Source organism: Stenotrophomonas sp. Y6, from assembly GCF_022436665.1.
GTDB lineage: Bacteria > Pseudomonadota > Gammaproteobacteria > Xanthomonadales > Xanthomonadaceae > Stenotrophomonas > Stenotrophomonas acidaminiphila_A.
In genome coordinates, this window is the sequence record NZ_JAKUKB010000002.1 from 98,956 (window position 1) to 119,036 (window position 20,081).

Annotated in this window: 29 protein-coding genes; all 29 read right to left on the bottom strand. The window is 65.2% G+C overall.

Annotation, left to right across the window (positions count from 1 at the left end):
- Window positions 1–12 precede the first annotated feature (12 nt).
- Window positions 13–405 (bottom strand): 30S ribosomal protein S11, encoded by a 393-nt coding sequence (rpsK, locus tag MKP15_RS03220; RefSeq protein ID WP_054663352.1) that lies wholly within the window; start codon window positions 403–405, stop codon window positions 13–15.
- Between the two features lie 12 nt (window positions 406–417).
- Window positions 418–774 (bottom strand): 30S ribosomal protein S13, encoded by a 357-nt coding sequence (gene rpsM, locus MKP15_RS03225; protein WP_054663350.1) that lies wholly within the window; start codon window positions 772–774, stop codon window positions 418–420.
- Between the two features lie 348 nt (window positions 775–1,122).
- On the bottom strand, window positions 1,123–2,478 hold the full coding sequence (gene secY, locus MKP15_RS03230) for a preprotein translocase subunit SecY (protein WP_054663347.1): 1,356 nt from the start codon (window positions 2,476–2,478) through the stop codon (window positions 1,123–1,125).
- A gap of 7 nt (window positions 2,479–2,485) precedes the next feature.
- On the bottom strand, window positions 2,486–2,929 hold the full coding sequence (gene rplO, locus MKP15_RS03235) for a 50S ribosomal protein L15 (protein WP_054663344.1): 444 nt from the start codon (window positions 2,927–2,929) through the stop codon (window positions 2,486–2,488).
- A 6-nt stretch (window positions 2,930–2,935) separates the two neighbouring features.
- Window positions 2,936–3,127, bottom strand: a complete 192-nt coding sequence (gene rpmD, locus MKP15_RS03240; RefSeq protein ID WP_005408214.1) for a 50S ribosomal protein L30 — start codon at window positions 3,125–3,127, stop codon at window positions 2,936–2,938.
- Entirely contained in the window at window positions 3,120–3,662 is a 543-nt protein-coding gene (gene rpsE / locus MKP15_RS03245; protein WP_054663341.1) for a 30S ribosomal protein S5, read from the bottom strand. The genes rpmD and rpsE overlap by 8 nt, the downstream gene beginning before the upstream one ends.
- A gap of 160 nt (window positions 3,663–3,822) precedes the next feature.
- Window positions 3,823–4,176 (bottom strand): 50S ribosomal protein L18, encoded by a 354-nt coding sequence (gene rplR, locus MKP15_RS03250; protein WP_054663339.1) that lies wholly within the window; start codon window positions 4,174–4,176, stop codon window positions 3,823–3,825.
- A gap of 33 nt (window positions 4,177–4,209) precedes the next feature.
- The gene (gene rplF / locus MKP15_RS03255; RefSeq protein ID WP_104938142.1) at window positions 4,210–4,737 is read right to left on the bottom strand and encodes a 50S ribosomal protein L6; all 528 of its coding nucleotides are present in this window, start codon (window positions 4,735–4,737) and stop codon (window positions 4,210–4,212) included.
- A gap of 17 nt (window positions 4,738–4,754) precedes the next feature.
- Window positions 4,755–5,153: a 30S ribosomal protein S8 gene (gene rpsH, locus MKP15_RS03260; RefSeq protein ID WP_104938141.1), complete on the bottom strand. Its 399-nt coding sequence runs from the start codon at window positions 5,151–5,153 to the stop codon at window positions 4,755–4,757.
- 216 nt (window positions 5,154–5,369) lie between these two features.
- On the bottom strand, window positions 5,370–5,675 hold the full coding sequence (rpsN, locus tag MKP15_RS03265; protein WP_054663332.1) for a 30S ribosomal protein S14: 306 nt from the start codon (window positions 5,673–5,675) through the stop codon (window positions 5,370–5,372).
- Between the two features lie 18 nt (window positions 5,676–5,693).
- The gene (gene rplE, locus MKP15_RS03270; RefSeq protein WP_104938140.1) at window positions 5,694–6,236 is read right to left on the bottom strand and encodes a 50S ribosomal protein L5; all 543 of its coding nucleotides are present in this window, start codon (window positions 6,234–6,236) and stop codon (window positions 5,694–5,696) included.
- Window positions 6,237–6,247: 11 nt separating this feature from the next.
- Window positions 6,248–6,565: a 50S ribosomal protein L24 gene (gene rplX / locus MKP15_RS03275; protein ID WP_054663326.1), complete on the bottom strand. Its 318-nt coding sequence runs from the start codon at window positions 6,563–6,565 to the stop codon at window positions 6,248–6,250.
- A gap of 16 nt (window positions 6,566–6,581) precedes the next feature.
- Window positions 6,582–6,950 (bottom strand): 50S ribosomal protein L14, encoded by a 369-nt coding sequence (rplN, locus tag MKP15_RS03280; protein WP_003479595.1) that lies wholly within the window; start codon window positions 6,948–6,950, stop codon window positions 6,582–6,584.
- Window positions 6,951–6,962: 12 nt separating this feature from the next.
- The gene (rpsQ, locus tag MKP15_RS03285) at window positions 6,963–7,232 is read right to left on the bottom strand and encodes a 30S ribosomal protein S17 (protein WP_055767498.1); all 270 of its coding nucleotides are present in this window, start codon (window positions 7,230–7,232) and stop codon (window positions 6,963–6,965) included.
- 11 nt (window positions 7,233–7,243) lie between these two features.
- A complete protein-coding gene (gene rpmC / locus MKP15_RS03290; protein ID WP_055767495.1) occupies window positions 7,244–7,429 on the bottom strand; it encodes a 50S ribosomal protein L29 in 186 nt (61 codons plus the stop codon).
- Window positions 7,429–7,842 (bottom strand): 50S ribosomal protein L16, encoded by a 414-nt coding sequence (rplP, locus tag MKP15_RS03295; RefSeq protein ID WP_054663318.1) that lies wholly within the window; start codon window positions 7,840–7,842, stop codon window positions 7,429–7,431. Before rplP ends, rpmC begins: the two co-directional genes overlap by 1 nt.
- 5 nt (window positions 7,843–7,847) lie before the next feature.
- Window positions 7,848–8,582, bottom strand: a complete 735-nt coding sequence (rpsC, locus tag MKP15_RS03300; protein WP_054663315.1) for a 30S ribosomal protein S3 — start codon at window positions 8,580–8,582, stop codon at window positions 7,848–7,850.
- A gap of 2 nt (window positions 8,583–8,584) precedes the next feature.
- The gene (gene rplV / locus MKP15_RS03305) at window positions 8,585–8,920 is read right to left on the bottom strand and encodes a 50S ribosomal protein L22 (protein ID WP_054668596.1); all 336 of its coding nucleotides are present in this window, start codon (window positions 8,918–8,920) and stop codon (window positions 8,585–8,587) included.
- A 12-nt stretch (window positions 8,921–8,932) separates the two neighbouring features.
- On the bottom strand, window positions 8,933–9,202 hold the full coding sequence (gene rpsS / locus MKP15_RS03310; RefSeq protein WP_104938139.1) for a 30S ribosomal protein S19: 270 nt from the start codon (window positions 9,200–9,202) through the stop codon (window positions 8,933–8,935).
- A gap of 6 nt (window positions 9,203–9,208) precedes the next feature.
- Window positions 9,209–10,036 carry a 50S ribosomal protein L2 gene (gene rplB / locus MKP15_RS03315; protein WP_056931946.1) on the bottom strand — a complete coding sequence of 276 codons (828 nt, stop codon included), beginning with the start codon at window positions 10,034–10,036 and terminating at the stop codon, window positions 9,209–9,211.
- 10 nt (window positions 10,037–10,046) lie between these two features.
- Window positions 10,047–10,346 (bottom strand): 50S ribosomal protein L23, encoded by a 300-nt coding sequence (gene rplW / locus MKP15_RS03320; RefSeq protein ID WP_054663307.1) that lies wholly within the window; start codon window positions 10,344–10,346, stop codon window positions 10,047–10,049.
- A complete protein-coding gene (rplD, locus tag MKP15_RS03325; RefSeq protein ID WP_054668595.1) occupies window positions 10,343–10,948 on the bottom strand; it encodes a 50S ribosomal protein L4 in 606 nt (201 codons plus the stop codon). Before rplD ends, rplW begins: the two co-directional genes overlap by 4 nt.
- Before the next feature lie 12 nt (window positions 10,949–10,960).
- Window positions 10,961–11,611, bottom strand: a complete 651-nt coding sequence (gene rplC / locus MKP15_RS03330; RefSeq protein ID WP_054663304.1) for a 50S ribosomal protein L3 — start codon at window positions 11,609–11,611, stop codon at window positions 10,961–10,963.
- Between the two features lie 11 nt (window positions 11,612–11,622).
- Window positions 11,623–11,934 (bottom strand): 30S ribosomal protein S10, encoded by a 312-nt coding sequence (gene rpsJ / locus MKP15_RS03335; protein WP_005408208.1) that lies wholly within the window; start codon window positions 11,932–11,934, stop codon window positions 11,623–11,625.
- A 399-nt stretch (window positions 11,935–12,333) separates the two neighbouring features.
- Window positions 12,334–15,066 (bottom strand): M14 metallopeptidase family protein, encoded by a 2,733-nt coding sequence (locus tag MKP15_RS03340; RefSeq protein ID WP_240211778.1) that lies wholly within the window; start codon window positions 15,064–15,066, stop codon window positions 12,334–12,336.
- Between the two features lie 408 nt (window positions 15,067–15,474).
- Window positions 15,475–16,665, bottom strand: a complete 1,191-nt coding sequence (gene tuf, locus MKP15_RS03345) for an elongation factor Tu (protein ID WP_056931948.1) — start codon at window positions 16,663–16,665, stop codon at window positions 15,475–15,477.
- Between the two features lie 54 nt (window positions 16,666–16,719).
- Window positions 16,720–18,849, bottom strand: a complete 2,130-nt coding sequence (gene fusA / locus MKP15_RS03350) for an elongation factor G (RefSeq protein ID WP_161613296.1) — start codon at window positions 18,847–18,849, stop codon at window positions 16,720–16,722.
- Between the two features lie 139 nt (window positions 18,850–18,988).
- Window positions 18,989–19,456: a 30S ribosomal protein S7 gene (gene rpsG / locus MKP15_RS03355; RefSeq protein ID WP_104938134.1), complete on the bottom strand. Its 468-nt coding sequence runs from the start codon at window positions 19,454–19,456 to the stop codon at window positions 18,989–18,991.
- A 12-nt stretch (window positions 19,457–19,468) separates the two neighbouring features.
- Window positions 19,469–19,843 carry a 30S ribosomal protein S12 gene (gene rpsL / locus MKP15_RS03360; protein WP_004145320.1) on the bottom strand — a complete coding sequence of 125 codons (375 nt, stop codon included), beginning with the start codon at window positions 19,841–19,843 and terminating at the stop codon, window positions 19,469–19,471.
- Window positions 19,844–20,081 lie beyond the last annotated feature (238 nt).

Here is a 20,081-nt window from a genome sequence, read left to right on the forward strand (position 1 = left end):
CTTATCGCTCCTTTAGACGCGACGCTTCTTCGGCGGACGGCACCCGTTGTGCGGGATCGGCGTCACGTCGATGATGTTGGTGATCTTGTAGCCGACGTTGTTCAGCGAACGCACGGCCGACTCACGGCCCGGACCCGGACCCTTGATGCGGACTTCCAGCGACTTCACGCCGTAGTCCAGCGCGGCCTTGCCGGCCTTCTCGGCGGCGACCTGCGCAGCGAACGGAGTCGACTTGCGCGAACCGCGGAAGCCGGCACCACCGGAGGTCGCCCAGGACAGTGCATTGCCCTGGCGGTCGGTGATGGTCACGATGGTGTTGTTGAAAGAAGCGTGGACGTGGGCGACGCCGTCGGTGATGACGCGCTTGATCTTCTTCTTGGTCTTAGCAGCAGCGGGCTTAGCCATTTTCTAGGTCCCTTACTTCTTAAGCGCCTTGCGCGGACCCTTGCGGGTGCGTGCATTGGTCTTGGTGCGCTGACCACGCAGCGGCAGGCCGCGACGGTGACGCAGGCCGCGGTAGCAGCCCAGGTCCATCAGGCGCTTGATGGCGATGCCGACTTCACGACGCAGGTCGCCTTCGACGATGTACTTGCCCACTTCGAGGCGCAGACGGTCGATTTCCGGCTCCGACAGGTCGCGGATCTTGGTGGTCGAAGTAACGCCTGCGGCTTCGCAGACCTTCTTCGAGCGGGTACGGCCGATGCCGTAAATGCTTTGCAACCCGACCCAGACGTGCTTCTGGGCTGGCAGGTTGACGCCTGCAATACGCGCCATGACGCGGTTCTCCAGCTGAGTGATGGCCGAATGCGCACCGCGTGGCGCGCCATTCCGGCAGGATGGATCAAAAAAGTGAACTAGCGATTCTAACAAGGTCCCGGTTTGCTTGGAAGCCCGTGGAACACAAGGTTCCATGAGCCCGGCGTGGGGAGTGTGCCCATGCTCCGGCGCCGGATGTGCCTGGCAGGGAGATCGCTCTCCGAGCCGCCCGCGCTACTCCCGCGCGGAACAACCACATCACACCCCCACCCGGAACCGCTGCAGGGGCCGCCCTTCTGTCTTGAAGGCCCGCCCCGGGAACCAGGGCAGCCTTCTCGCTATGAAGCGGAAAGTATAGCCGGGGAATCAGCCGCGCGCAAAACCGCCGCGGTTGCCGCCCTTCAGGTTGGCCTTCTTCAGCAGGCTCTCGTACTGGTGCGACATCAGGTGCGCCTGCACCTGGGCGATGAAGTCCATCACCACCACCACCACGATCAGCAGCGAGGTGCCGCCGAAGTAGAACGAGGCATTGAGCTGGGTACGCATCAGCTCCGGCAGCAGGCAGACGATCACCAGGTACAGCGAGCCGGCCGCGGTCAGGCGGGTCAGCACCGCGTCGATGTACTCGGCGGTGGCCTTGCCCGGACGGATGCCCGGGATCAGCGCGCCCGACTTCTTCAGGTTGTCGGCGGTTTCCTGCGAATTGAACACCAGCGCGGTATAGAAGAACGCGAAACCGGTGATCAGCGCGGCGAACACGATCATGTGCAGCGGCTCGCCCGGGCCCAGCGCATTGGCCACCTTCTGCAGCCAGGTGGCGGAGCTGGCCTGGCCGGACCACATCGCCAGCGTGGCCGGGAAGGCCAGGATGCTGGAGGCGAAGATCGCCGGGATCACGCCCGCCATGTTCAGCTTCAGCGGCAGGAACGAGGTCTGGTTCATGTACGCGTTGCGACCGCCCTGGCGGCGCGCGTAGTTCACCGTGATCCGGCGCTGGCCGCGCTCGACGAACACCACGAAATAGGTGAACGCCAGCACCACGATGACGATCAGCAGCAGCGAGATGAAGCTCATGTTGCCGTCACGGTACGCATCCAGGGTATGGATGACCGCGGCCGGCAGGCCGGCGACGATGCCGGCGAAGATGATCAGCGAGACACCGTTGCCGATGCCGCGCTCGGTGACCTGCTCGCCGACCCACATCAGGAAGATGGTGCCGGCGGTCAGCGCGACCACGGCGGTGAGCACGAAGCCCATGCCCGGCGCGTAGACGACCGGTGCGCCACCCGGGGACACCTGGTTCTGCAGTGCCAGCGCTATGGAGCCGCCCTGCACGATGGCCAGGAGCACGGCGCCGATGCGCGAATACTGGGTGATCTTGCGGCGGCCCGACTCGCCTTCCTTCTGCATCGCCTTGAGCGCGGGGAAGATGTGGACCGCCAGCTGCATCACGATCGATGCCGAGATGTACGGCATCACGTTCAGCGCGAAGATGCTGAAACGGTGCAGGGCGCCGCCCGAGAACATGTTGAACATGTCCACGATACCGCCGCCCTGCGCCTGCATCAGCGCAAGCATGGCATCGGGATTGACGCCCGGCACCGGCACGTAGCAGCCGATGCGATAGACGAGCAATGCCCCGACTACGAACAGAAGACGCTGGCGAAGTTCAGTGAACTTGCCCATTCCGCCCGCGAGGTTACCGATGCCAGCTTGCGCCATGTTCCCGTTACTCCTGTACGCTGCCGCCGGCAGCTTCGATCGCGGCCTTGGCACCGGCCGTGGCGGCGACGCCCTTCAGGGTGAACGCCTTGGTCACTTCGCCCTTGACGACGATCTTGGCCTTCTTGGCGGTGCTCGGAACCAGCTTGGCGGCACGCAGGGCGGCGAAATCGATCTCGCCGGCCGGCAGCTTGTCCAGCTGGTACAGCAGCACTTCAGCGGTGTCCTTGGCGATCGGCGAACGGAAGCCGATCTTCGGCAGACGGCGCTGCATCGGGGTCTGGCCGCCTTCGAAGCCGGCCTTGATCTTGCCGCCACCCTTGCGGGCGAACGAACCCTTGTGGCCGCGGCCGGCAGTCTTGCCCAGGCCCGAGCCGATACCGCGGCCGACGCGGGTGCGCTCGGTGCGGGCGCCCGGAGCCGGGCTCAGTTCATTGAGACGCAGAGTCATGGTCGATTACTCCTCAACCTGGACGAGGTACTGAACCTTGTTGATCAGGCCGCGAACCTGCGGGCTGTCCTTCAGTTCACGCACATCGTTGAGCTTGTTCAGGCCCAGGGCACGCACCGACAGGCGGTGGCGCGACTGGGTTCCACGCAGGCCGCGCACCAGGCGCACCTTCACGGTCTTGTTGGACTCATTAGCCATGGTTGAGTTCCTCCACCTTCTTGCCACGCTTGGCCGCGATGCGCGCCGGCGACTGCATGCCCGCCAGGCCCTTCACGGTGGCGCGGACCAGGTTGATCGGGTTGCGCGAACCGGTGGCCTTGGCCAGCACGTTCTTCACGCCAACCGCTTCCAGGACGGCGCGCATGGCACCGCCGGCGATCACGCCGGTACCTTCCGAGGCGGGCTGCATGAACACGCGGGCGGCGCCGTGGCCGTCCTTGACCGGATGCCACAGGGTGCCGTTGTTCAGGTCGACGTTGACCAGGTTCTTGCGGGCCTGCTCCATCGACTTCTGGATGGCGACCGGCACTTCGCGCGCCTTGCCATAGCCGAAACCGACCTTGCCTTCGCCGTCGCCGACCACGGTCAGGGCGGTGAAGGTGAACTGGCGGCCACCCTTGACGGTCTTGCTGACGCGGTTGACCGCGACCAGCTTCTCGATCATGCCGTCGTCGATCTTCTCTTCGCGGTTGCGGTCGCGGTCGCGACCCCGCTGCTGACGTTCTTCTGCCATGTTGATTCCTTGGTTGTTGGGTATGTACGGCTCGGGGCCGCTTATGGTTGTGGAATGACGCGCTGTTCCGGTGGGCCGCTGCAGAAGAACGGCGCCGTCCGGCCTCGCTCAGGCCGGCGAGCGGGTGTGCAGGAGGCCATCGGCCCCCTGCCCGGTTCCCTTAGAACTGCAGGCCGGCCTCGCGCGCGGCGTCCGCCAGGGCCTTGATGCGGCCGTGGTAGCGGTAGCCCGAGCGGTCGAAGGCGACCTTCTCGACGCCGGCGGCCTTGGCGCGCTCGGCGACGATACGGCCCACCTTGGCGGCGGCGTCGGCGTTCTTGCCGTTCTTCAGACCGTCCTTGACGTCGGCCTGGGTGGTGTTGGCGGCAGCCAGCACCTTCGAGCCGTCGGCGGTGAAGACCTGCGCGTACAGGTGCTGGCCGGTGCGCAGCACCGACAGACGCGGCACGCCCAGGGTGCGGATGTGCGAACGGGTCGACTTGGCGCGACGCAGGCGAGCGATGTTCTTGTTCATGATCTTTATCCTCGAAAGCTGAAAACCTAGGAATTAGGCCTTCTTGGCTTCCTTGCGAATGATGTTCTCACCGGCGTACTTCACACCCTTGCCCTTGTAGGGCTCCGGCGGGCGGTAGCCACGGATCTTGGCGGCGACTTCGCCGACCACCTGCTTGTCCGCGCCCTGCACGACGATTTCCGTCTGCGTCGGGGTGGCCAGGGTGATGCCTTCCGGCGCCACGAACACGACGGGGTGCGAGAAGCCCAGCGACAGGTTCAGGTCCTTGCCCTGCATGGCAGCGCGGTAACCCACGCCCACCAGCTCCAGCTTCTTCTCGAAGCCTTCGGACACGCCCTTGACCATGTTGGCCAGGATCGAACGCACGGTGCCGGTCAGCGCGTCGAAGGAGATGTCCTTCGGATTCAGCGTGACGACGCCATTGTCGATGGTGATTTCAACGCCAGCGGACTTGTTCAGCGACAGGGTGCCCTTCGGGCCCTTCACGCTCACGGATTCCGGCTGGATGTTCAGTTCAACGCCCTTGGGCAGGTTGATCGGCTTCTTGGCTACGCGGGACATGTTCTACTCCTTCTCGCTTAGGCCACGAAGCACAGGACTTCACCGCCGACGCCCTGCTGGCGCGCCTGCGCATCGGTCATGATGCCCTTGGAGGTGGAAATGATGGCAATGCCCAGGCCGTTGAGGACCTTCGGCAGCTCGCTCTTGCCACGGTACTGGCGCAGGCCCGAACGCGAGTAGCGCTTCAGGGTCGCGATGACCGGCTTGCCCTCGAAGTACTTGAGGACGATTTCCAGCTCGGCCTTGTTGTTGTCCAGCTGGTTGACGCGCAGGTCGGTGATGTAACCCTCGTCCTTCAGGACCTGGGCAATCGCCACCTTGATCTTGGACGACGGCGCCTTCACCGTCTGCTTGCCAACCGCGGCCGCATTCTTGATGCGGACCAGCAGGTCGGCGATGGGATCAGTCATGCTCATGTGTATACCTTTGAGTGCACCGATATCCGCTTTCGCGAAAATCTCGAGTTTTCCCGGGATGGGCCGGGGCCCTTTTCCAACGTCACCCGCAATTCCGGCCGGGCAAGACGCGGGAGTATACGACAAAAAGTCCGACTTGCGTCGGACTCCCTGTCTTGCCGGCAGGTCACCCTGCCGACCCACCGGCCGGGCCTTGCGGCCCGGCGCGGAGGTCTGTTACCAGCTGGCCTTGCGCAGGCCCGGCACGTCGCCACGCATGGTGGCTTCGCGCAGCTTGTTGCGGCCCAGGCCGAACTTGCGGTACACGCCACGCGGGCGGCCCGACAGTTCGCAGCGGTTGCGCTGGCGGCTCGGCGACGAATCGCGCGGCAGCTTGGACAGCTTGGCCGCGGCTTCGATCTTCTCTTCGTAGCTCGCATCCACCGAGGACACGATCTTCTTCAGAGCCGCACGCTTGTCGGCGTACTTCTTGGCCAGCTTTTCCCGCTTGATGTCGCGGTTGACCATGGAGGTCTTTGCCATTTCGGTTTCCTCGACGGATCAGTTACGGAACGGGAACTTGAACGCTGCCAGCAGCGCCTTCGCTTCCGCGTCGGTCTTGGCGGTGGTGGTGATGGCGATATCCATGCCGCGGATCGCATCGACGGCGTCGAAGTCGATTTCCGGGAAGATGATCTGTTCCTTCACGCCCATGTTGTAGTTGCCGCGACCGTCGAACGAACGACCCGACACGCCGCGGAAGTCACGCACGCGCGGCAGCGAGATGTTGATCAGGCGATCCAGGAATTCGAACATGGTGTTGCGGCGCAGGGTGACCTTGCAACCGATCGGCCAGCCATCGCGGATCTTGAACGAGGCCACCGAGATGCGCGACTTGGTGACCACCGGCTTCTGGCCGGTGATCTTGGTCATGTCGGCCACGGCGTTCTCGAGCACCTTCTTGTTGGTCGCGGCTTCGCCGACGCCCATGTTGACGGTGATCTTGACCAGCTTCGGCACTTCCATCGGATTGGTGTAGCCGAACTGCTTCATCAGCGCCGGCACCACTTCTTCCTTGTAGATTTTTTCGAGACGGGAAGTCATCAGCTCATTCCTCAGGCGTCAATCGCCTCACCGCTGGAGCGGAACACACGCAGTTTGCGTCCATCCTCCAGCACCTTGAAGCCAACGCGCTCGCCCTTGCCCGAAGCCGGGTTCAGGACATTGACGTTGGAGATATGGATCGAAGCTTCACGCTCGACCACGCCGCCGGCAACGCCTGCCTGCGGGTTCGGCTTGGTGTGGCGCTTGACGATGTTCACGTTGGCGACGACCACGCGGTCGCCGTCGACGCGGACGACTTCGCCCTGCTTGCCCTTGTCCTTGCCGGTGTTGACGACGACCTGGTCGCCCTTCTTGATACGGTTAGCCATGATTATCTCCTGTCGCTCACAGCACTTCGGGAGCGAGCGAGACGATCTTCATGAACTTCTCGGAACGAAGTTCACGGGTCACCGGCCCGAAGATACGGGTGCCGATCGGCTCCTGCTTGTTGTTCAGCAGGACCGCGGCGTTGCCGTCAAAACGGATCAGCGAACCGTCGGCGCGACGCACACCCTTGCGGGTACGCACCACGACGGCGTCGTACACTTCGCCCTTCTTGACCTTGCCGCGCGGAATCGCGTCCTTCACGGTGACCTTGATGATGTCGCCGATGTGGGCATAACGGCGCTTCGAGCCGCCCAACACCTTGATGCACATCACTTCCTTGGCACCGGAGTTGTCAGCGACGTCGAGGTAGCTCTGCATCTGAATCATGATTCAGGCTCCTTATTTCGCTGCGCGGGTGATGATTTCCACCACCCGCCAGTTCTTGGTCTTGGACAGCGGCGCAATCTCGGTCACACGCACGAAATCACCTTCGTTGCAGGTGTTCTCGGCGTCGTGAGCGTGCAGCTTGGTCGAACGCTTGATGTACTTGCCGTACAGGGCGTGCTTGACCTGGCGCTCCACCAACACGGTGACCGTCTTGTCCATCTTGTTGCTGACGACACGGCCTTCGACCGTGCGCAGCGTCTTGCTTTCAGTATTTTCGCTCATCGCAGCCATCCTTACTTCGTGCTGCCGATCAGGTGCTTGACGCGAGCGATCTCGCGGCGCACCCGGCGGGTTTCGTGGGTCTTCGGCAGCTGGCCGGTGGCGGCCTGCATGCGGAGCGAGAACTGCTCCTTGCGCAGGTCGACCAAGTGGGCCTTCAGTTCGTCAGCCGACTTCTCGCGGAGTTGTTTGATGTCCATCAGCGCACCGTCCGGGTCACGAAAGTGGTGGTGACCGAGAGCTTGGCCGACGCCAGGCGGAACGCCTCGCGCGCCACTTCCTCGGAAACACCCTCGATTTCATAGATCATGCGGCCCGGCTGGATCTGGGCGACCCAGTACTCCACGCCACCCTTACCGGCACCCATTCGGACTTCGATGGGCTTCTTGGTGATGGGCTTGTCCGGGAAAACGCGGATCCACATCTTGCCGCCACGCTTGACGTAACGGCTGATCGAACGACGGGCCGCTTCGATCTGGCGCGCGGTCAGCTGGCCGTGAGCGGTGGCCTTCAGGCCGTACTCACCGAAGCTGACGGCATTGGCGCTCCAGCTCAGGCCGTCGTTGCGGCCCTTGAACATCTTGCGGTATTTGGTTCGCTTGGGTTGCAACATTGCCGTTACCTCGCTTCACGAGCCGGGCGCGACGGACGGTCGGCACGGTCGCCACGATCATTGCGATCGCTGCGCGGGCTGTCGTCCTGCTTTTCCTGGCCAACCTGGGAGAAATCGAAGACCTCGCCCTTGTAGATCCAGACCTTGATGCCGATGATGCCGTAGGTGGTGCTGGCCTCAGCGAAACCGTAGTCGATGTCGGCGCGCAGGGTGTGCAGCGGCACGCGGCCTTCGCGGTACCACTCCGAACGGGCGATTTCAGCGCCGTTCAGGCGGCCAGCCACGTTGACCTTGATGCCCAGGGCACCCAGGCGCATCGCGTTGCCGACCGCACGCTTCATCGCGCGGCGGAACATGATGCGACGCTCCAGCTGCTGCGCGATCGACTCGGCGACCAGCTGCGCGTCCAGCTCCGGCTTGCGCACTTCGGTGACGTTGATGTGCGCCGGAACGCCCATCACTTCGCTCACTTCCTTGCGCAGCTTCTCGATGTCCTCACCACGCTTGCCGATCACCACGCCCGGGCGGGCGGTGTGGATCGTCACGCGCGCGGTCTTGGCCGGACGCTCGATCAGGATCTTGGAGATACCGGCCTGCGCCAGCTTCTTGCGAAGCATCTCGCGGACCTTCAGGTCGGCCGCCAGGTAGCTGGCGAACTCGGCCTTGTTGGCGTACCACTTGGAGTTCCAGTCCTTGGCGATGCCCAGGCGGATACCAATCGGATGAACTTTGTGACCCATCGTTATTTGCCCTCGCCCACGACCACGGTGATGTGGCTGGTGCGCTTGAGAATGCGCGTGCCGCGGCCCTTGGCGCGGGCCATGAAGCGCTTCAGGCTCGGACCTTCATCAACCATGATGGTCTTGACCTTCAGCTCATCGACGTCGGCGCCCTGGTTGTTCTCGGCGTTCGCGATGGCCGACTCCACCACCTTCTTGATGAGGGCAGCGGCCTTCTTGTCCGAGAACTTCAGCAGATTGACCGCACGCTCGGCCGGAAGGCCGCGCACCTGGTCAGCGACCAGACGGGCCTTCTGCGGGGAGATGCGCGCGGTGCGCAGGATTGCTTTCGCTTCCATCGTCATCTCTCCTTACTTGCCCGACTTCTTGTCAGCACCGTGACCCTTGAAGGTCCGGGTGATGGCGAATTCGCCGAGCTTGTGGCCGACCATGTTCTCGTTGACGAGAACCGGTACGTGGTTCTTGCCGTTATGCACGGCGATGGTGATGCCTACCATTTCCGGCAGGATCATCGAACGGCGCGACCAGGTCTTGATCGGCTTCTTGCTGCCCGCAGCGGCCTCCACCTTCTTGACGAGGTGGTGATCGACGAACGGGCCCTTCTTGAGTGAACGTGCCATGGTCGATTAGCCCCTACGATCGCGGACGATGAACTGCTGGGTGCGCTTGTTATGGCGCGTCTTGTAACCCTTGGTCGGGACACCCCACGGGGTGACCGGATGCGGATTACCCTGGCCGGCCTTGGCCTCACCACCACCGTGCGGGTGGTCCACCGGGTTCATGGCGGCACCGCGGACGGTCGGGCGGACACCGCGCCAACGCTTGGCGCCGGCCTTGCCCAGCTTCTCCAGGTTGTGCTCGTCGTTGCCGACTTCACCGATGGTGGCGCGGCACTCGACCGGCACCTTGCGCATTTCACCCGAGCGCAGGCGCAGGGTGGCGTAGATGCCTTCGCGAGCCACCAGCTGCACCGAAGCACCGGCGGCGCGGGCGATCTGGGCGCCCTTGCCCGGCTTCAGCTCGATGCCGTGGATGGTGGTACCGACCGGGATGTTGCGCAGCGGCAGGGTGTTGCCGGTCTTGATCGGCGCATGCGCGCCGGAGATGACCTGGTCACCCGCCTTCAGGCCCTTCGGGGCGATGATGTAGCGGCGCTCACCGTCGACGTAGCACAGCAGGGCGATGTGGGCGGTGCGGTTCGGATCGTATTCGATGCGTTCCACGCGCGCCGGAATGCCTTCCTTGTTGCGCTTGAAGTCGATGATGCGGTAGTGCTGCTTGTGGCCACCGCCCACGTGACGGGTGGTGATGCGGCCATGGTGGTTGCGACCACCGGACTTGCTCTGCGACTCCACCAGCGCCGCGTGCGGTGCGCCCTTGTGCAGATCGGGCGTGACCACGCGCAGGGCCGAACGACGGCCTGCGGAGGTGGGCTTGAATTTCATCAATGGCATGGGATGTACCTCAGGCCTTGGCCGTTACATCGATGGACTGGCCATCGGCCAGACGCACGTACGCCTTGCGCCAATCGCCGCGACGGCCAGCGCGGTTACGGAAGGACTTGCTCTTGCCCTTGACGTTGACCACGTTGACGGCCTCGACCTTGACGTCGAACAGCTGCTCGACCGCGGCCTTCACATCGGCCTTGGTTGCTTCGTTCGAGACTTCGAAGACGTACTGGTTGGAGAGTTCCTGCAGGCGCGCGGTCTTTTCGGAGACTCGCGGAGCGCGCAGCACGCTGAAGATTTTTTCGTTGCTGCTCATGCCAGCCACTCCTCGACCTTCTTGACCGCATCGGCGGTGATGACGACCGTGTCGGCACCCACCAGCGCGACCGGATCCAGGCCCTGCACGTCACGCACCTGCACGTAGGGCAGGTTGCGGGCCGACAGGTACAGATGCTCGGACGCCTCTTCGGTGACGATCAGCGGACGCTTGCCCACTTCCAGGCCAGCCAGCTTGCCGATCAGACCCTTGGTGCTGGTCGCTTCCACGTCGAAGGACTCGACGATGGTCAGGCGGCCCTGGCGGTTCAGCTCGGACAGGATGGCGCACATGGCGGCGCGGTACTGCTTGCGGTTGACCTTCTGCTCGAAGCTGCGCGGCTTGGCCGCGAAGGTGACGCCACCGCCGACGAAGATCGGAGCGGTCAGGGCACCGTGGCGAGCGCCACCACCCTTCTGCTTCTTCGACTTCTTGGTGGTGCCGGCCACTTCAGAGCGCGTCTTCTGTGCCTTGGTACCGGCGCGAGCGGCGTTGCGGTAGGCAACGACGACCTGGTGGACCAGATCCTCGCTGAAATCGCGACCGAACACGGCTTCGGAGACCGAGACCTTGTTGTTGCTACCCGTGATAACGAGTTCCATCGTCATCTCTCCTTATGCCTTGCTCGCCGGACGCACGATCACGTCGCCACCGGCAGCGCCCGGAACGGCACCACGGACGGCAATCAGACCACGCTCGACGTCGACCTTGACCACTTCCAGGTTCTGCGTGCTCTGCTGCACGGCACCCATGTGGCCGGCCATCTTCTTGCCCGGGAAAACGCGACCCGGGGTCTGGCGCTGGCCCAACGAACCCGGCGCGCGATGCGACAGCGAGTTACCGTGGGTGGCGTCGCCCATGGTGAAGTTGTAGCGCTTGATGGTGCCCTGGAAGCCCTTGCCCTTGGTGACACCCTGGACGTCGACCTTCTGGCCAACGGCAAAGATGTCCGCCTTGACTTCGCCACCGACGGCGTAATCGCCGATCTGGGCGTCCTCGACGCGGAATTCCCACAGGCCACGACCGGCTTCGACCTTGGCCTTGGCGAAGTGGCCGGCTTCCGGCTTGTTCACCAGGGCGGCGCGACGGGCGCCGACGGTCACCTGCACGGCGCTGTAGCCGTCGGTCTCGACGGTCTTGACCTGCGCGATGCGGTTCGGGGTGGCTTCGATCAGGGTCACCGGGATGGACTGGCCGTCTTCGGTGAAAACGCGGCTCATGCCGGCCTTGCGGCCCACGAAGCCCAACGAATACTTCTTCGTCATGGTCGCAGTCCTCAGGTCAGCTTGATCTGAACGTCGACGCCGGCAGCCAGTTCGAGCTTCATCAGCGCGTCCACGGTCTTGTCGTTGGGGTCGACGATGTCGAGCACGCGCTTGTGCGTGCGGGTTTCGTACTGGTCACGCGCGTCCTTGTCGACGTGCGGGGAAACCAGAACGGTGTAACGTTCGATCTTGGTCGGCAGCGGGATCGGGCCACGCACTTGCGCGCCGGTCCGCTTGGCCGTTTCAACGATCTCGCTGGCCGAGCGGTCGATCAAGCGATGATCGAACGCCTTCAGCCGAATCCGGATCTTTTGGTCCGCCATGACGGTGTTCCTATAGGTCTAAAGAGCGACAGGCCCGGCCTCTTGTGTACCGGACCCCATGAATGCGCGGCCACACCACCCGGCCAGCGCGCGAATCCCTTCAAAACAGCAAGGCGGCCCGGTTTCCCGGCCCGCCCCAGACGCAAACAAACGCGCAGAAAGCGCCCCGATGTCCTGGAGCGACCCACGCGACCTGTCCTTAGTCTGGCGAATACGAAGCGCGTCCTGCCCTTCATTTCGCTGGTTGCGGCGCCCATGCAAGCATGAGCCCCGCGAGTGGTCGTGCATTCTGTCAGCATTCCCGGGGCTTTGCAAGTCCCGGGGGCCGCCTGCCTCTTGCGCTTCAGCTGCCGGCCATGCTTGGCCGGCGGCGGCGGGGGCCATGCCGGCCCCGACGCCTCATTGCGGGTCGGCCGCGGTCTGCAGCAGGCTGTTGAACAGCAGCTTGAACGAGCCGTGGGCCTGCGCGCGGAAGGTGATGTCCGTGCCGAAGAAGGTCAGGCGCCCGGCGCCGACGTCGGCCTCGGCGGCCAGCACCCCGCCCTGCAGGTACTCCTGGCCCCAGGCCCAGCCGCTGCGCAGCGGGGCGGCCGTATCGAAGCGCAGCAGCGGGCGGATGTCGGCGCGGTCGGCCGGCAGGTCGAACACCGGGGCATTGTCCCAGCGGCCGTCGGAGAAGTACACGTCCAGCCGCGGCGGCAGCCCCCAGTTGAGTGGGCGCGACTTGTCCACCGCCACCTGCAGCACGCTGCCGGGGATGTAGTACTCACGCTGGCTCAGGGCCCTGGGCTGGCCATCGGCGCCGGCCACCTGCAGGTGGCTGCGCAGCGGCAGGCCCAACTGCAGCGCCAGCCCGCTGGACGAGCCGGTCGCCACGACATGGCCGCCCGCCTGCAGGAAACGGCGCAGTGCCGCAACCGCGGCCTCGCCCTGCAGCTCGCCCAGCAGCGGGTGGAACTCGGCCGGCAGGGTGGCCGGATCCGGCGAGGCCGGGGCGCGACCGGCCCGGCCCTCGACCGCCAGCTCCGCCGGCAGCGGCAGCGCGCCACTGGGCAGGATCAGCACGTCGAACCGGCTGCGCAGGTCGCCGTCGAGGATCTGCCGCGGATACACCACTTCATAGTCGAAGCCGAAGCTGTCCAGGACCAGCCGGGTCCAACCGGACACCATGGAGCCGCCGTAGTGGTCCCACAGCGCGATCCGCGGCGCCTTCACCGGCACGCCGCCAGTGACGCGCCGGTCGGCGGCAAGCGCCCGCACGCCGGTCCCGCACAGGGCGGCGGCCAGCGCGTCGGGCGCGGCCGCCGGCACGAAGAAGGCGCCATCGCGGTCCTGCAGGCGCCGCACCGGCACGCCCGCCTTCAGCAGGCGATTGACCGCGATCACGCTGTTGTTGGCACGCGCATCGAGCAGGTAGCCATTGGCCGAGCCCGGCACCGGCACATCGGCCGGCACCTGCAGCTGCCCGGCCGGCAGCGCCTCGAATGGGCCGTCGAAGCCCTCCAGCACGCGGTCGAAGGCCACGCCCATCTGGAAGGCCAGCGTCCAGCCGGCCGAGTCGTAGGGCGCGATCGGCGGGCCGCCCTCGTACTCGAAGTCATGTGGATGGTCCTGCGGCTCGAACATGTCCAGCACGTGTGGCCGGAAGGCCTGGTCGGCCCGGACCACGAACGAGCCGGCCGGGTACCGGCGGCCGGCCACCGCGAACGGCCGGCTGGCGCGCGACACCTCCACACCCGCCAGCTGCAGCGCATTGACGAAGGCCGTCGCGGTCGGGAAGTCCGCCTGGTCGGCCGGAATGATGTAGCCGCGCGGATCCCGCTGGTCCGGACTGCGCAGCAGCGCGTCGACCTGGGCGGCATCAAGCTCCGTGGCAGGCTTTCCGTCCTTGCCGGCCGCGACGCGGGCGGCGGCCAGCGCACTCGGGCGCGGGGTCCAGGTGTCGCGGCTGCCGCGCTCGATGGCGTTGCGGCCCATGCGGTAGATGTTCCACAGCAGCTGTTCGCGATTGCGCGAGGCATAGTCCAGCAACGCCCAGTTGGCGGTCAGGCTGTAGTCGATGGACTGGCGGAAATGCCAGGTCTGCGCCGGCACCGGTGCCGGCAGGTTGCTGTCCGGCAGCTGCCGCTCGGGCAGGAACGGGATCTGCATCGGCGTCGGGTTGCCGGTGATCTCGGTCAGCACGCCGAGCATGTTGTGGAAGTACGGCATGGTGCGCAGGCCGCCATTCCACCAGGTGGAATACACGCTGCCACCCTTGGACACCGCGCCGGGCTTGCCCTCCTGCAGGTAACGCAGGTTCATCGCCGAGCCCAGCGCTTCCAGCCCGACCGGGATCATCGCGTCGATGTTGTAGTTGTACGGGTCGCGGTACGGCGGGATCACGATGACCGTGCCCTTGGGCGAGGTCTGGTGGTGGTTGTAGACGATCTGCGGGTACCAGCGCGTGTACATGGCCAGGTTGAGGTTGCGCGTTTCCTGCAGCGCGGCCATGTAGAAGTCGCGGTTGTTGTCGTGCCCGGCGTACTTCTGGTACAGGCGCGGCGGCTTGTCGAGCACGCGCTTGGCCGGCACCGGCTCGCGCATGTACCAGTCCGAGTACAGCTCCTGTCCGTCCGGGTTGGCGTGGACCAGCAGGATGATGGTGTCGTCGAGGATCCGGCGGGTCTCGGCATCGTCGCGGCTGGCCAGCTGCCACACGGTCTCGATCAGCTGGTGCGCACCGACCGTTTCGTTGGCATGCAGGCCGCCGTCGATCCACACCACCGCCTTGCCCTGCTCCGCCAGCCCGCGCGCGACCGCGGCGTCGTCGCGTGCCCGCGCCAGTCGCTCGGAGATGGCGCGGTACTCGTCGAGGCGCGCCAGGTTGGCCGGCGCCGAAGCGATCAGCATCAGCTGCGGGCGCCCTTCCGACGTCCTGCCCAGCTCCACCAGCCGGAAGCGGTCCGACGTGGCCGCGACCTTGCGGAAATAGGCTTCGGTCTGGGTGTAGTTGGCGAGCATGTAGTCATCGCCGATGGTGAAGCCGAAGTGCTCCTTCGGTGCCGGCACCGCCGCCTGCGCCACCGCCGCGAACGCCGCCAGCGCCACTGCAAGCGCCCGGCGCCGCCCCTGTCCCACTGCTCGCAACATCCGTCTTCTCCTCGCGTTTGTCCTGCCGGCGGCCGACACCGCCACATGCGGCACCTTAGGGGCATCCATCGCCGGATTCACGTAGCGAAGGTCATGCCGGCCGTACCGGATTGCGGCGCGCCGTGCGCACCCCATGGATACAAGAGCGGGGAAGCGGGCGTTTTCCGCCATCGGCGACCGCAGGGCGCGGCACCCGGCGTGAGCGCCGCCCGCGCCCAGGCGCCACGCCCGCATCCGCCGCTTCGGACATGGGCCGGGCAGCCGTCCAGCCGGGCGCAGCCGCCTGCGCCTGCCGGCAACGCCGTGCGCACGCCCCGGCAAGATCGCCGGCATCCGGCCGCGGCAACGAAAAAGGGCGGCCCGGAGGCCGCCCTTGTCCGACGCTCCCCGCGAACGGGAAAAGCGCGATTACTTGGTGATCTTGGCGACGACGCCGGCACCGACGGTGCGGCCGCCTTCGCGGATGGCGAAGCGCAGGCCTTCGTCCATCGCCACCGGGTTGATCAGCGTGACCGACATCTTCACGTTGTCGCCCGGCATCACCATCTCGACGCCCTCCGGCAGCTGCACAGCGCCGGTGATGTCGGTGGTACGGAAGTAGAACTGCGGACGGTAGCCCTTGAAGAACGGGGTGTGACGGCCACCTTCGTCCTTGGACAGCACGTACACCTCGGCTTCGAACTCGGTGTGCGGGGTGATCGAACCCGGCTTGGCCAGCACCTGGCCGCGCTCCACGTCGTCACGCTTGGTGCCGCGCAGCAGCAGGCCCGCGTTGTCGCCCGCCTGGCCCTGGTCCAGCAGCTTGCGGAACATTTCCACGCCGGTGACGGTGGTCTTCTGGGTCGGACGGATGCCGACGATTTCGATTTCGTCACCCACCTTGATGATGCCGCGCTCGATACGGCCGGTCACCACGGTGCCGCGGCCCGAGATCGAGAACACGTCTTCCACCGGCATCAGGAACGGCTTGTCGATGTCGCGCTCCGGGGTCGGGATCCAGCTGTCCAGCGCATCGACCAGCTTCAGGATCGCCGGCACGCCGATGTCGCTCTGGTCGCCTTCCAGCGCCAGACGGGCCGAACCGTGCACGATCGGGGTGTCATCGCCCGGGAAGTCGTACTTGCTCAGCAGCTCGCGCACTTCCATCTCGACCAGCTCGAGCAGCTCGGCGTCGTCCACCATGTCGGCCTTGTTCAGGAACACGACGATGTACGGCACGCCGACCTGGCGCGACAGCAGGATGTGCTCGCGGGTCTGCGGCATCGGGCCGTCAGCGGCCGAGCACACCAGGATCGCGCCGTCCATCTGCGCCGCACCGGTGATCATGTTCTTCACGTAGTCGGCGTGGCCCGGGCAGTCCACGTGGGCGTAGTGGCGGGTCGCGGATTCATACTCGACGTGCGCGGTCGAGATCGTGATGCCACGCGCCTTCTCTTCCGGCGCGGCGTCGATCGAGGAGTAGTCCTTGAACTCGCCACCGAAACGCTCGGCACCGATCTTGGTCAGCGCGGCGGTCAGCGTGGTCTTGCCATGGTCGACGTGGCCGATGGTGCCGACGTTGACGTGCGGCTTGGTACGCTCGAACTTACCCTTGGACATTTTGATATTCCTTGATTAGCTGAAAGTTGTGTGGAGAACCTGAGCCCCGCGGGCTCAGGCCTTCTTGATGACGGTTTCGGCGATGTTGTTCGGCGCCGGCTCGTAGTGGTCGAACTCCATCGAGAACGTGGCGCGACCCTGGGTCATCGAACGCAGCTGGGTGGCGTAACCGAACATTTCGCCCAGCGGGATCATCGCATTGATGACAACGCCCGAAACGCTGGTGTCCGAACCCTGCAGCACGCCGCGGCGACGGCTCACGTCGCCCATCACGTCGCCCTGGTAGTCCTCCGGGGTCACGATCTCGACCTTCATGATCGGCTCCAGCAGCACCGGCTTGGCCTTGGCGAAGCCCTGCTTGAACGCCATCGAGGCGGCCAGCTTGAACGCCATTTCCGAGGAGTCGACGTCGTGGTACGAACCGAACACCAGCTTGACCTTCACGTCCACCACCGGGAAGCCGGCCAGCGGGCCGCTGGTGATGGTCTCGCGCAGGCCCTTTTCAACCGACGGGATGAATTCCTTCGGAATCACGCCACCGGTGATCTCGTTCAGGAACAGGAAGTCGTCCTTGATGTCGGCGCCGTGCTTCTCGCGGTCGGCGGCGGTGATCGGGGACATCTCGATCACGACGTGACCGTACTGGCCCTTACCACCGGACTGCTTGGCGTGCTTGTAATCCGACTTCACGTCCGCGGCCTGGATGGTTTCGCGGTACGCGACCTGCGGCTTGCCGACGTTGGCCTCGACGTTGAACTCGCGCTTCAGGCGGTCGACGATGATGTCCAGGTGCAGCTCGCCCATGCCCGAGATGATCGTCTGGCCCGACTCTTCGTCGGTCTTGACGCGGAACGACGGGTCTTCCTGCGCCAGACGGCCCAGGGCCATGCCCATCTTTTCCTGGTCGGACTTGGTCTTCGGCTCGACCGCCATGGAGATCACCGGCTCCGGGAACGCCATGCGCTCCAGGACGATCGGGGCGTCGATGGCGCACAGGGTGTCACCGGTGGTGACGTCCTTCAGGCCCACCGCCGCGGCGATGTCGCCGGCCAGCACTTCCTTGATCTCTTCGCGGTTGTTGGAGTGCATCTGCAGCACGCGGCCGATGCGCTCCTTCTTGTTGCGCACCGAGTTCAGCACCTGGTCGCCGGCGTTCAGCACGCCCGAGTAGACGCGGAAGAAGGTCAGCGAACCCACGAACGGGTCGGTCATGATCTTGAACGCCAGCGCCGAGAACGGGGCCTTGTCGCTGGATTCGCGCGACATTTCCTTGCTCTCGTCGTCGATGTCGGTGCCCTTGACCGCCGGCACGTCGACCGGCGACGGCAGCAGCTTGATGACGCCGTCGAGCATGGCCTGCACGCCCTTGTTCTTGAACGCCGAGCCGCAGAACATCGGCACGATCTCGGTCGCCAGCGTACGGATACGCAGGGCGTTGTAGATCTCGTCCTCGGTCAGCTCCTCGCCGCCCAGGTACTTCTCCATCAGCTCTTCGCTGGCTTCGGCGGCCGACTCGACCATGAACGCGCGCGCTTCCTCGGCCTGGGCCTGCAGCTCGGCCGGGATGTCGCGGTACTCGAAGCTCATGCCCTGGGACTTCTCGTCCCACGCGATGGCCTTCATCTTCACCAGGTCGACCACGCCCTGGAAGTTGTCCTCGGCACCCACCGGGATCTGCATCGGCACCGGCACGGCGCCCAGGCGGGCCTTCAGCTGGTCACGGACCTTGAAGAAGTTGGCGCCGGTGCGGTCCATCTTGTTGACGAACGCGATGCGCGGCACGTGGTACTTGTTGGCCTGGCGCCACACCGTCTCGGACTGCGGCTGCACGCCACCGACGGCGCACAGCACGAACACCGCGCCGTCGAGCACGCGCAGCGAACGCTCGACTTCGATGGTGAAGTCGACGTGCCCGGGGGTATCGATGATGTTGAAGCGGTGCTCCGGCATGGACTTGTCCATGCCCTTCCAGAACGCGGTGGTGGCAGCGGACTGGATCGTGATGCCACGCTCCTGCTCCTGCTCCATCCAGTCCATGGTGGCGGCGCCATCGTGCACCTCACCCAGCTTGTGGCTCTTGCCGGTGTAGAACAGGATGCGCTCGGACGTGGTGGTCTTGCCGGCATCGATGTGGGCCATGATGCCGAAGTTGCGGTAACGCTCGATGGGAGTGGTGCGGGCCACGGGGAGCCTCTCAGATTTTTCGGATTTCGGAATGGCCGAACGCCGCCTTTCGGCGGCCTTCGGGTTGACGCGGCGATTCTGTCACCGCGAGGTGACACCCAGATGGTGTCACCGGCCTGTGTTCACAAGGCCTTCAAACTCACCAGCGGTAGTGCGCGAACGCCTTGTTCGCTTCCGCCATGCGGTGGGTTTCTTCACGCTTCTTGATGGCGCCGCCACGGTTTTCCGAGGCGTCCAGCAGCTCGGCGGCCAGCTTGCGCGGCATCGAGTTCTCGCCGCGCTTGCGGGCCGACTCGATCAGCCAGCGCATGGCCAGCGCCATCTTGCGCGAGGCGCGCACTTCGACCGGCACCTGGTAGGTGGCGCCGCCGACGCGGCGCGACTTCACTTCGACGGCCGGAGCCACGTTGTCCAGCGCCTTCTGCACCAGCTCGATGGCATTCGGATTCTTTTCGCCGATCACGTCCATGGCGCCGTACACGATCTTCTCGGCGACCGACTTCTTGCCGCTCTGCATGACCATGTTGATGAAGCGGGCGATGGTTTCGCTTCCGTGCTTCGGATCGGGCAGGACGGAACGCTGCGGAGTATTACCCTTACGCGACATAGTGCTCTCTCCTTAGGCCTTCGGACGCTTGGCGCCGTACTTGGAACGGGCCTGGCGACGCTTGGCGACGCCGGCGGCGTCGAGCGAGCCGCGAACGGTGTGGTAACGCACACCCGGCAGGTCCTTGACGCGACCGCCGCGGATCAGGACCACGGAGTGCTCCTGCAGGTTGTGGCCTTCACCACCGATGTAGGAAATGACCTCTTCCTGGTTGGTCAGGCGGACCTTGGCAACCTTGCGCAGAGCCGAGTTCGGCTTCTTCGGGGTGGTGGTGTAGACACGGGTGCAGACGCCACGGCGCTGCGGGCACTTGTCGAGCGCCGGCGAGGCACTCTTGTAGGTGGTCGCTTGCCGCGGCTTGCGGACCAGCTGGTTGATCGTCGCCATCAGTAGGTTCTTCTGATTGGGGCCGCAAAAACGGCCAGATGCGGAAAATGGAAAGCAGGCCCGAAATTCAGGCCTGCCGAGACAGACGATTGTAGCAACCCGTCCAGAACGCAGTCAAACGCGTCCCTTCCAGGCCAGCCCTGATCCCGGGCCGTTACAGGGGGGCCTCCATGTACCCCGTTCAGGTTGAACCACCGGCCCGGGCGGACCGGCGGTTCTTCAAAGCGCCCGGCCAATG

Bases quoted from the DNA above. Each gene is read 5' to 3' on its own strand.
- rpsK (WP_054663352.1), bottom strand. From the start codon at position 405: ATGGCTAAGCCCGCTGCTGCTAAGACCAAGAAGAAGATCAAGCGCGTC.
- rpsM (WP_054663350.1), bottom strand. From the start codon at position 774: ATGGCGCGTATTGCAGGCGTCAACCTGCCAGCCCAGAAGCACGTCTGG.
- secY (WP_054663347.1), bottom strand. From the start codon at position 2,478: ATGGCGCAAGCTGGCATCGGTAACCTCGCGGGCGGAATGGGCAAGTTC.
- rplO (WP_054663344.1), bottom strand. From the start codon at position 2,929: ATGACTCTGCGTCTCAATGAACTGAGCCCGGCTCCGGGCGCCCGCACC.
- rpmD (WP_005408214.1), bottom strand. From the start codon at position 3,127: ATGGCTAATGAGTCCAACAAGACCGTGAAGGTGCGCCTGGTGCGCGGC.
- rpsE (WP_054663341.1), bottom strand. From the start codon at position 3,662: ATGGCAGAAGAACGTCAGCAGCGGGGTCGCGACCGCGACCGCAACCGC.
- rplR (WP_054663339.1), bottom strand. From the start codon at position 4,176: ATGAACAAGAACATCGCTCGCCTGCGTCGCGCCAAGTCGACCCGTTCG.
- rplF (WP_104938142.1), bottom strand. From the start codon at position 4,737: ATGTCCCGCGTAGCCAAGAAGCCGATCAACCTGCCCAAGGGCGTTGAA.
- rpsH (WP_104938141.1), bottom strand. From the start codon at position 5,153: ATGAGCATGACTGATCCCATCGCCGACCTGCTGGTCCGCATCAAGAAT.
- rpsN (WP_054663332.1), bottom strand. From the start codon at position 5,675: ATGGCAAAGACCTCCATGGTCAACCGCGACATCAAGCGGGAAAAGCTG.
- rplE (WP_104938140.1), bottom strand. From the start codon at position 6,236: ATGACTTCCCGTCTCGAAAAAATCTACAAGGAAGAAGTGGTGCCGGCG.
- rplX (WP_054663326.1), bottom strand. From the start codon at position 6,565: ATGGCTAACCGTATCAAGAAGGGCGACCAGGTCGTCGTCAACACCGGC.
- rplN (WP_003479595.1), bottom strand. From the start codon at position 6,950: ATGATTCAGATGCAGAGCTACCTCGACGTCGCTGACAACTCCGGTGCC.
- rpsQ (WP_055767498.1), bottom strand. From the start codon at position 7,232: ATGAGCGAAAATACTGAAAGCAAGACGCTGCGCACGGTCGAAGGCCGT.
- rpmC (WP_055767495.1), bottom strand. From the start codon at position 7,429: ATGGACATCAAACAACTCCGCGAGAAGTCGGCTGACGAACTGAAGGCC.
- rplP (WP_054663318.1), bottom strand. From the start codon at position 7,842: ATGTTGCAACCCAAGCGAACCAAATACCGCAAGATGTTCAAGGGCCGC.
- rpsC (WP_054663315.1), bottom strand. From the start codon at position 8,582: ATGGGTCACAAAGTTCATCCGATTGGTATCCGCCTGGGCATCGCCAAG.
- rplV (WP_054668596.1), bottom strand. From the start codon at position 8,920: ATGGAAGCGAAAGCAATCCTGCGCACCGCGCGCATCTCCCCGCAGAAG.
- rpsS (WP_104938139.1), bottom strand. From the start codon at position 9,202: ATGGCACGTTCACTCAAGAAGGGCCCGTTCGTCGATCACCACCTCGTC.
- rplB (WP_056931946.1), bottom strand. From the start codon at position 10,036: ATGCCATTGATGAAATTCAAGCCCACCTCCGCAGGCCGTCGTTCGGCC.
- rplW (WP_054663307.1), bottom strand. From the start codon at position 10,346: ATGAGCAGCAACGAAAAAATCTTCAGCGTGCTGCGCGCTCCGCGAGTC.
- rplD (WP_054668595.1), bottom strand. From the start codon at position 10,948: ATGGAACTCGTTATCACGGGTAGCAACAACAAGGTCTCGGTCTCCGAA.
- rplC (WP_054663304.1), bottom strand. From the start codon at position 11,611: ATGACGAAGAAGTATTCGTTGGGCTTCGTGGGCCGCAAGGCCGGCATG.
- rpsJ (WP_005408208.1), bottom strand. From the start codon at position 11,934: ATGGCGGACCAAAAGATCCGGATTCGGCTGAAGGCGTTCGATCATCGC.
- MKP15_RS03340 (WP_240211778.1), bottom strand. From the start codon at position 15,066: ATGTTGCGAGCAGTGGGACAGGGGCGGCGCCGGGCGCTTGCAGTGGCG.
- tuf (WP_056931948.1), bottom strand. From the start codon at position 16,665: ATGTCCAAGGGTAAGTTCGAGCGTACCAAGCCGCACGTCAACGTCGGC.
- rpsG (WP_104938134.1), bottom strand. From the start codon at position 19,456: ATGTCGCGTAAGGGTAATACTCCGCAGCGTTCCGTCCTGCCCGATCCG.
- rpsL (WP_004145320.1), bottom strand. From the start codon at position 19,843: ATGGCGACGATCAACCAGCTGGTCCGCAAGCCGCGGCAAGCGACCACC.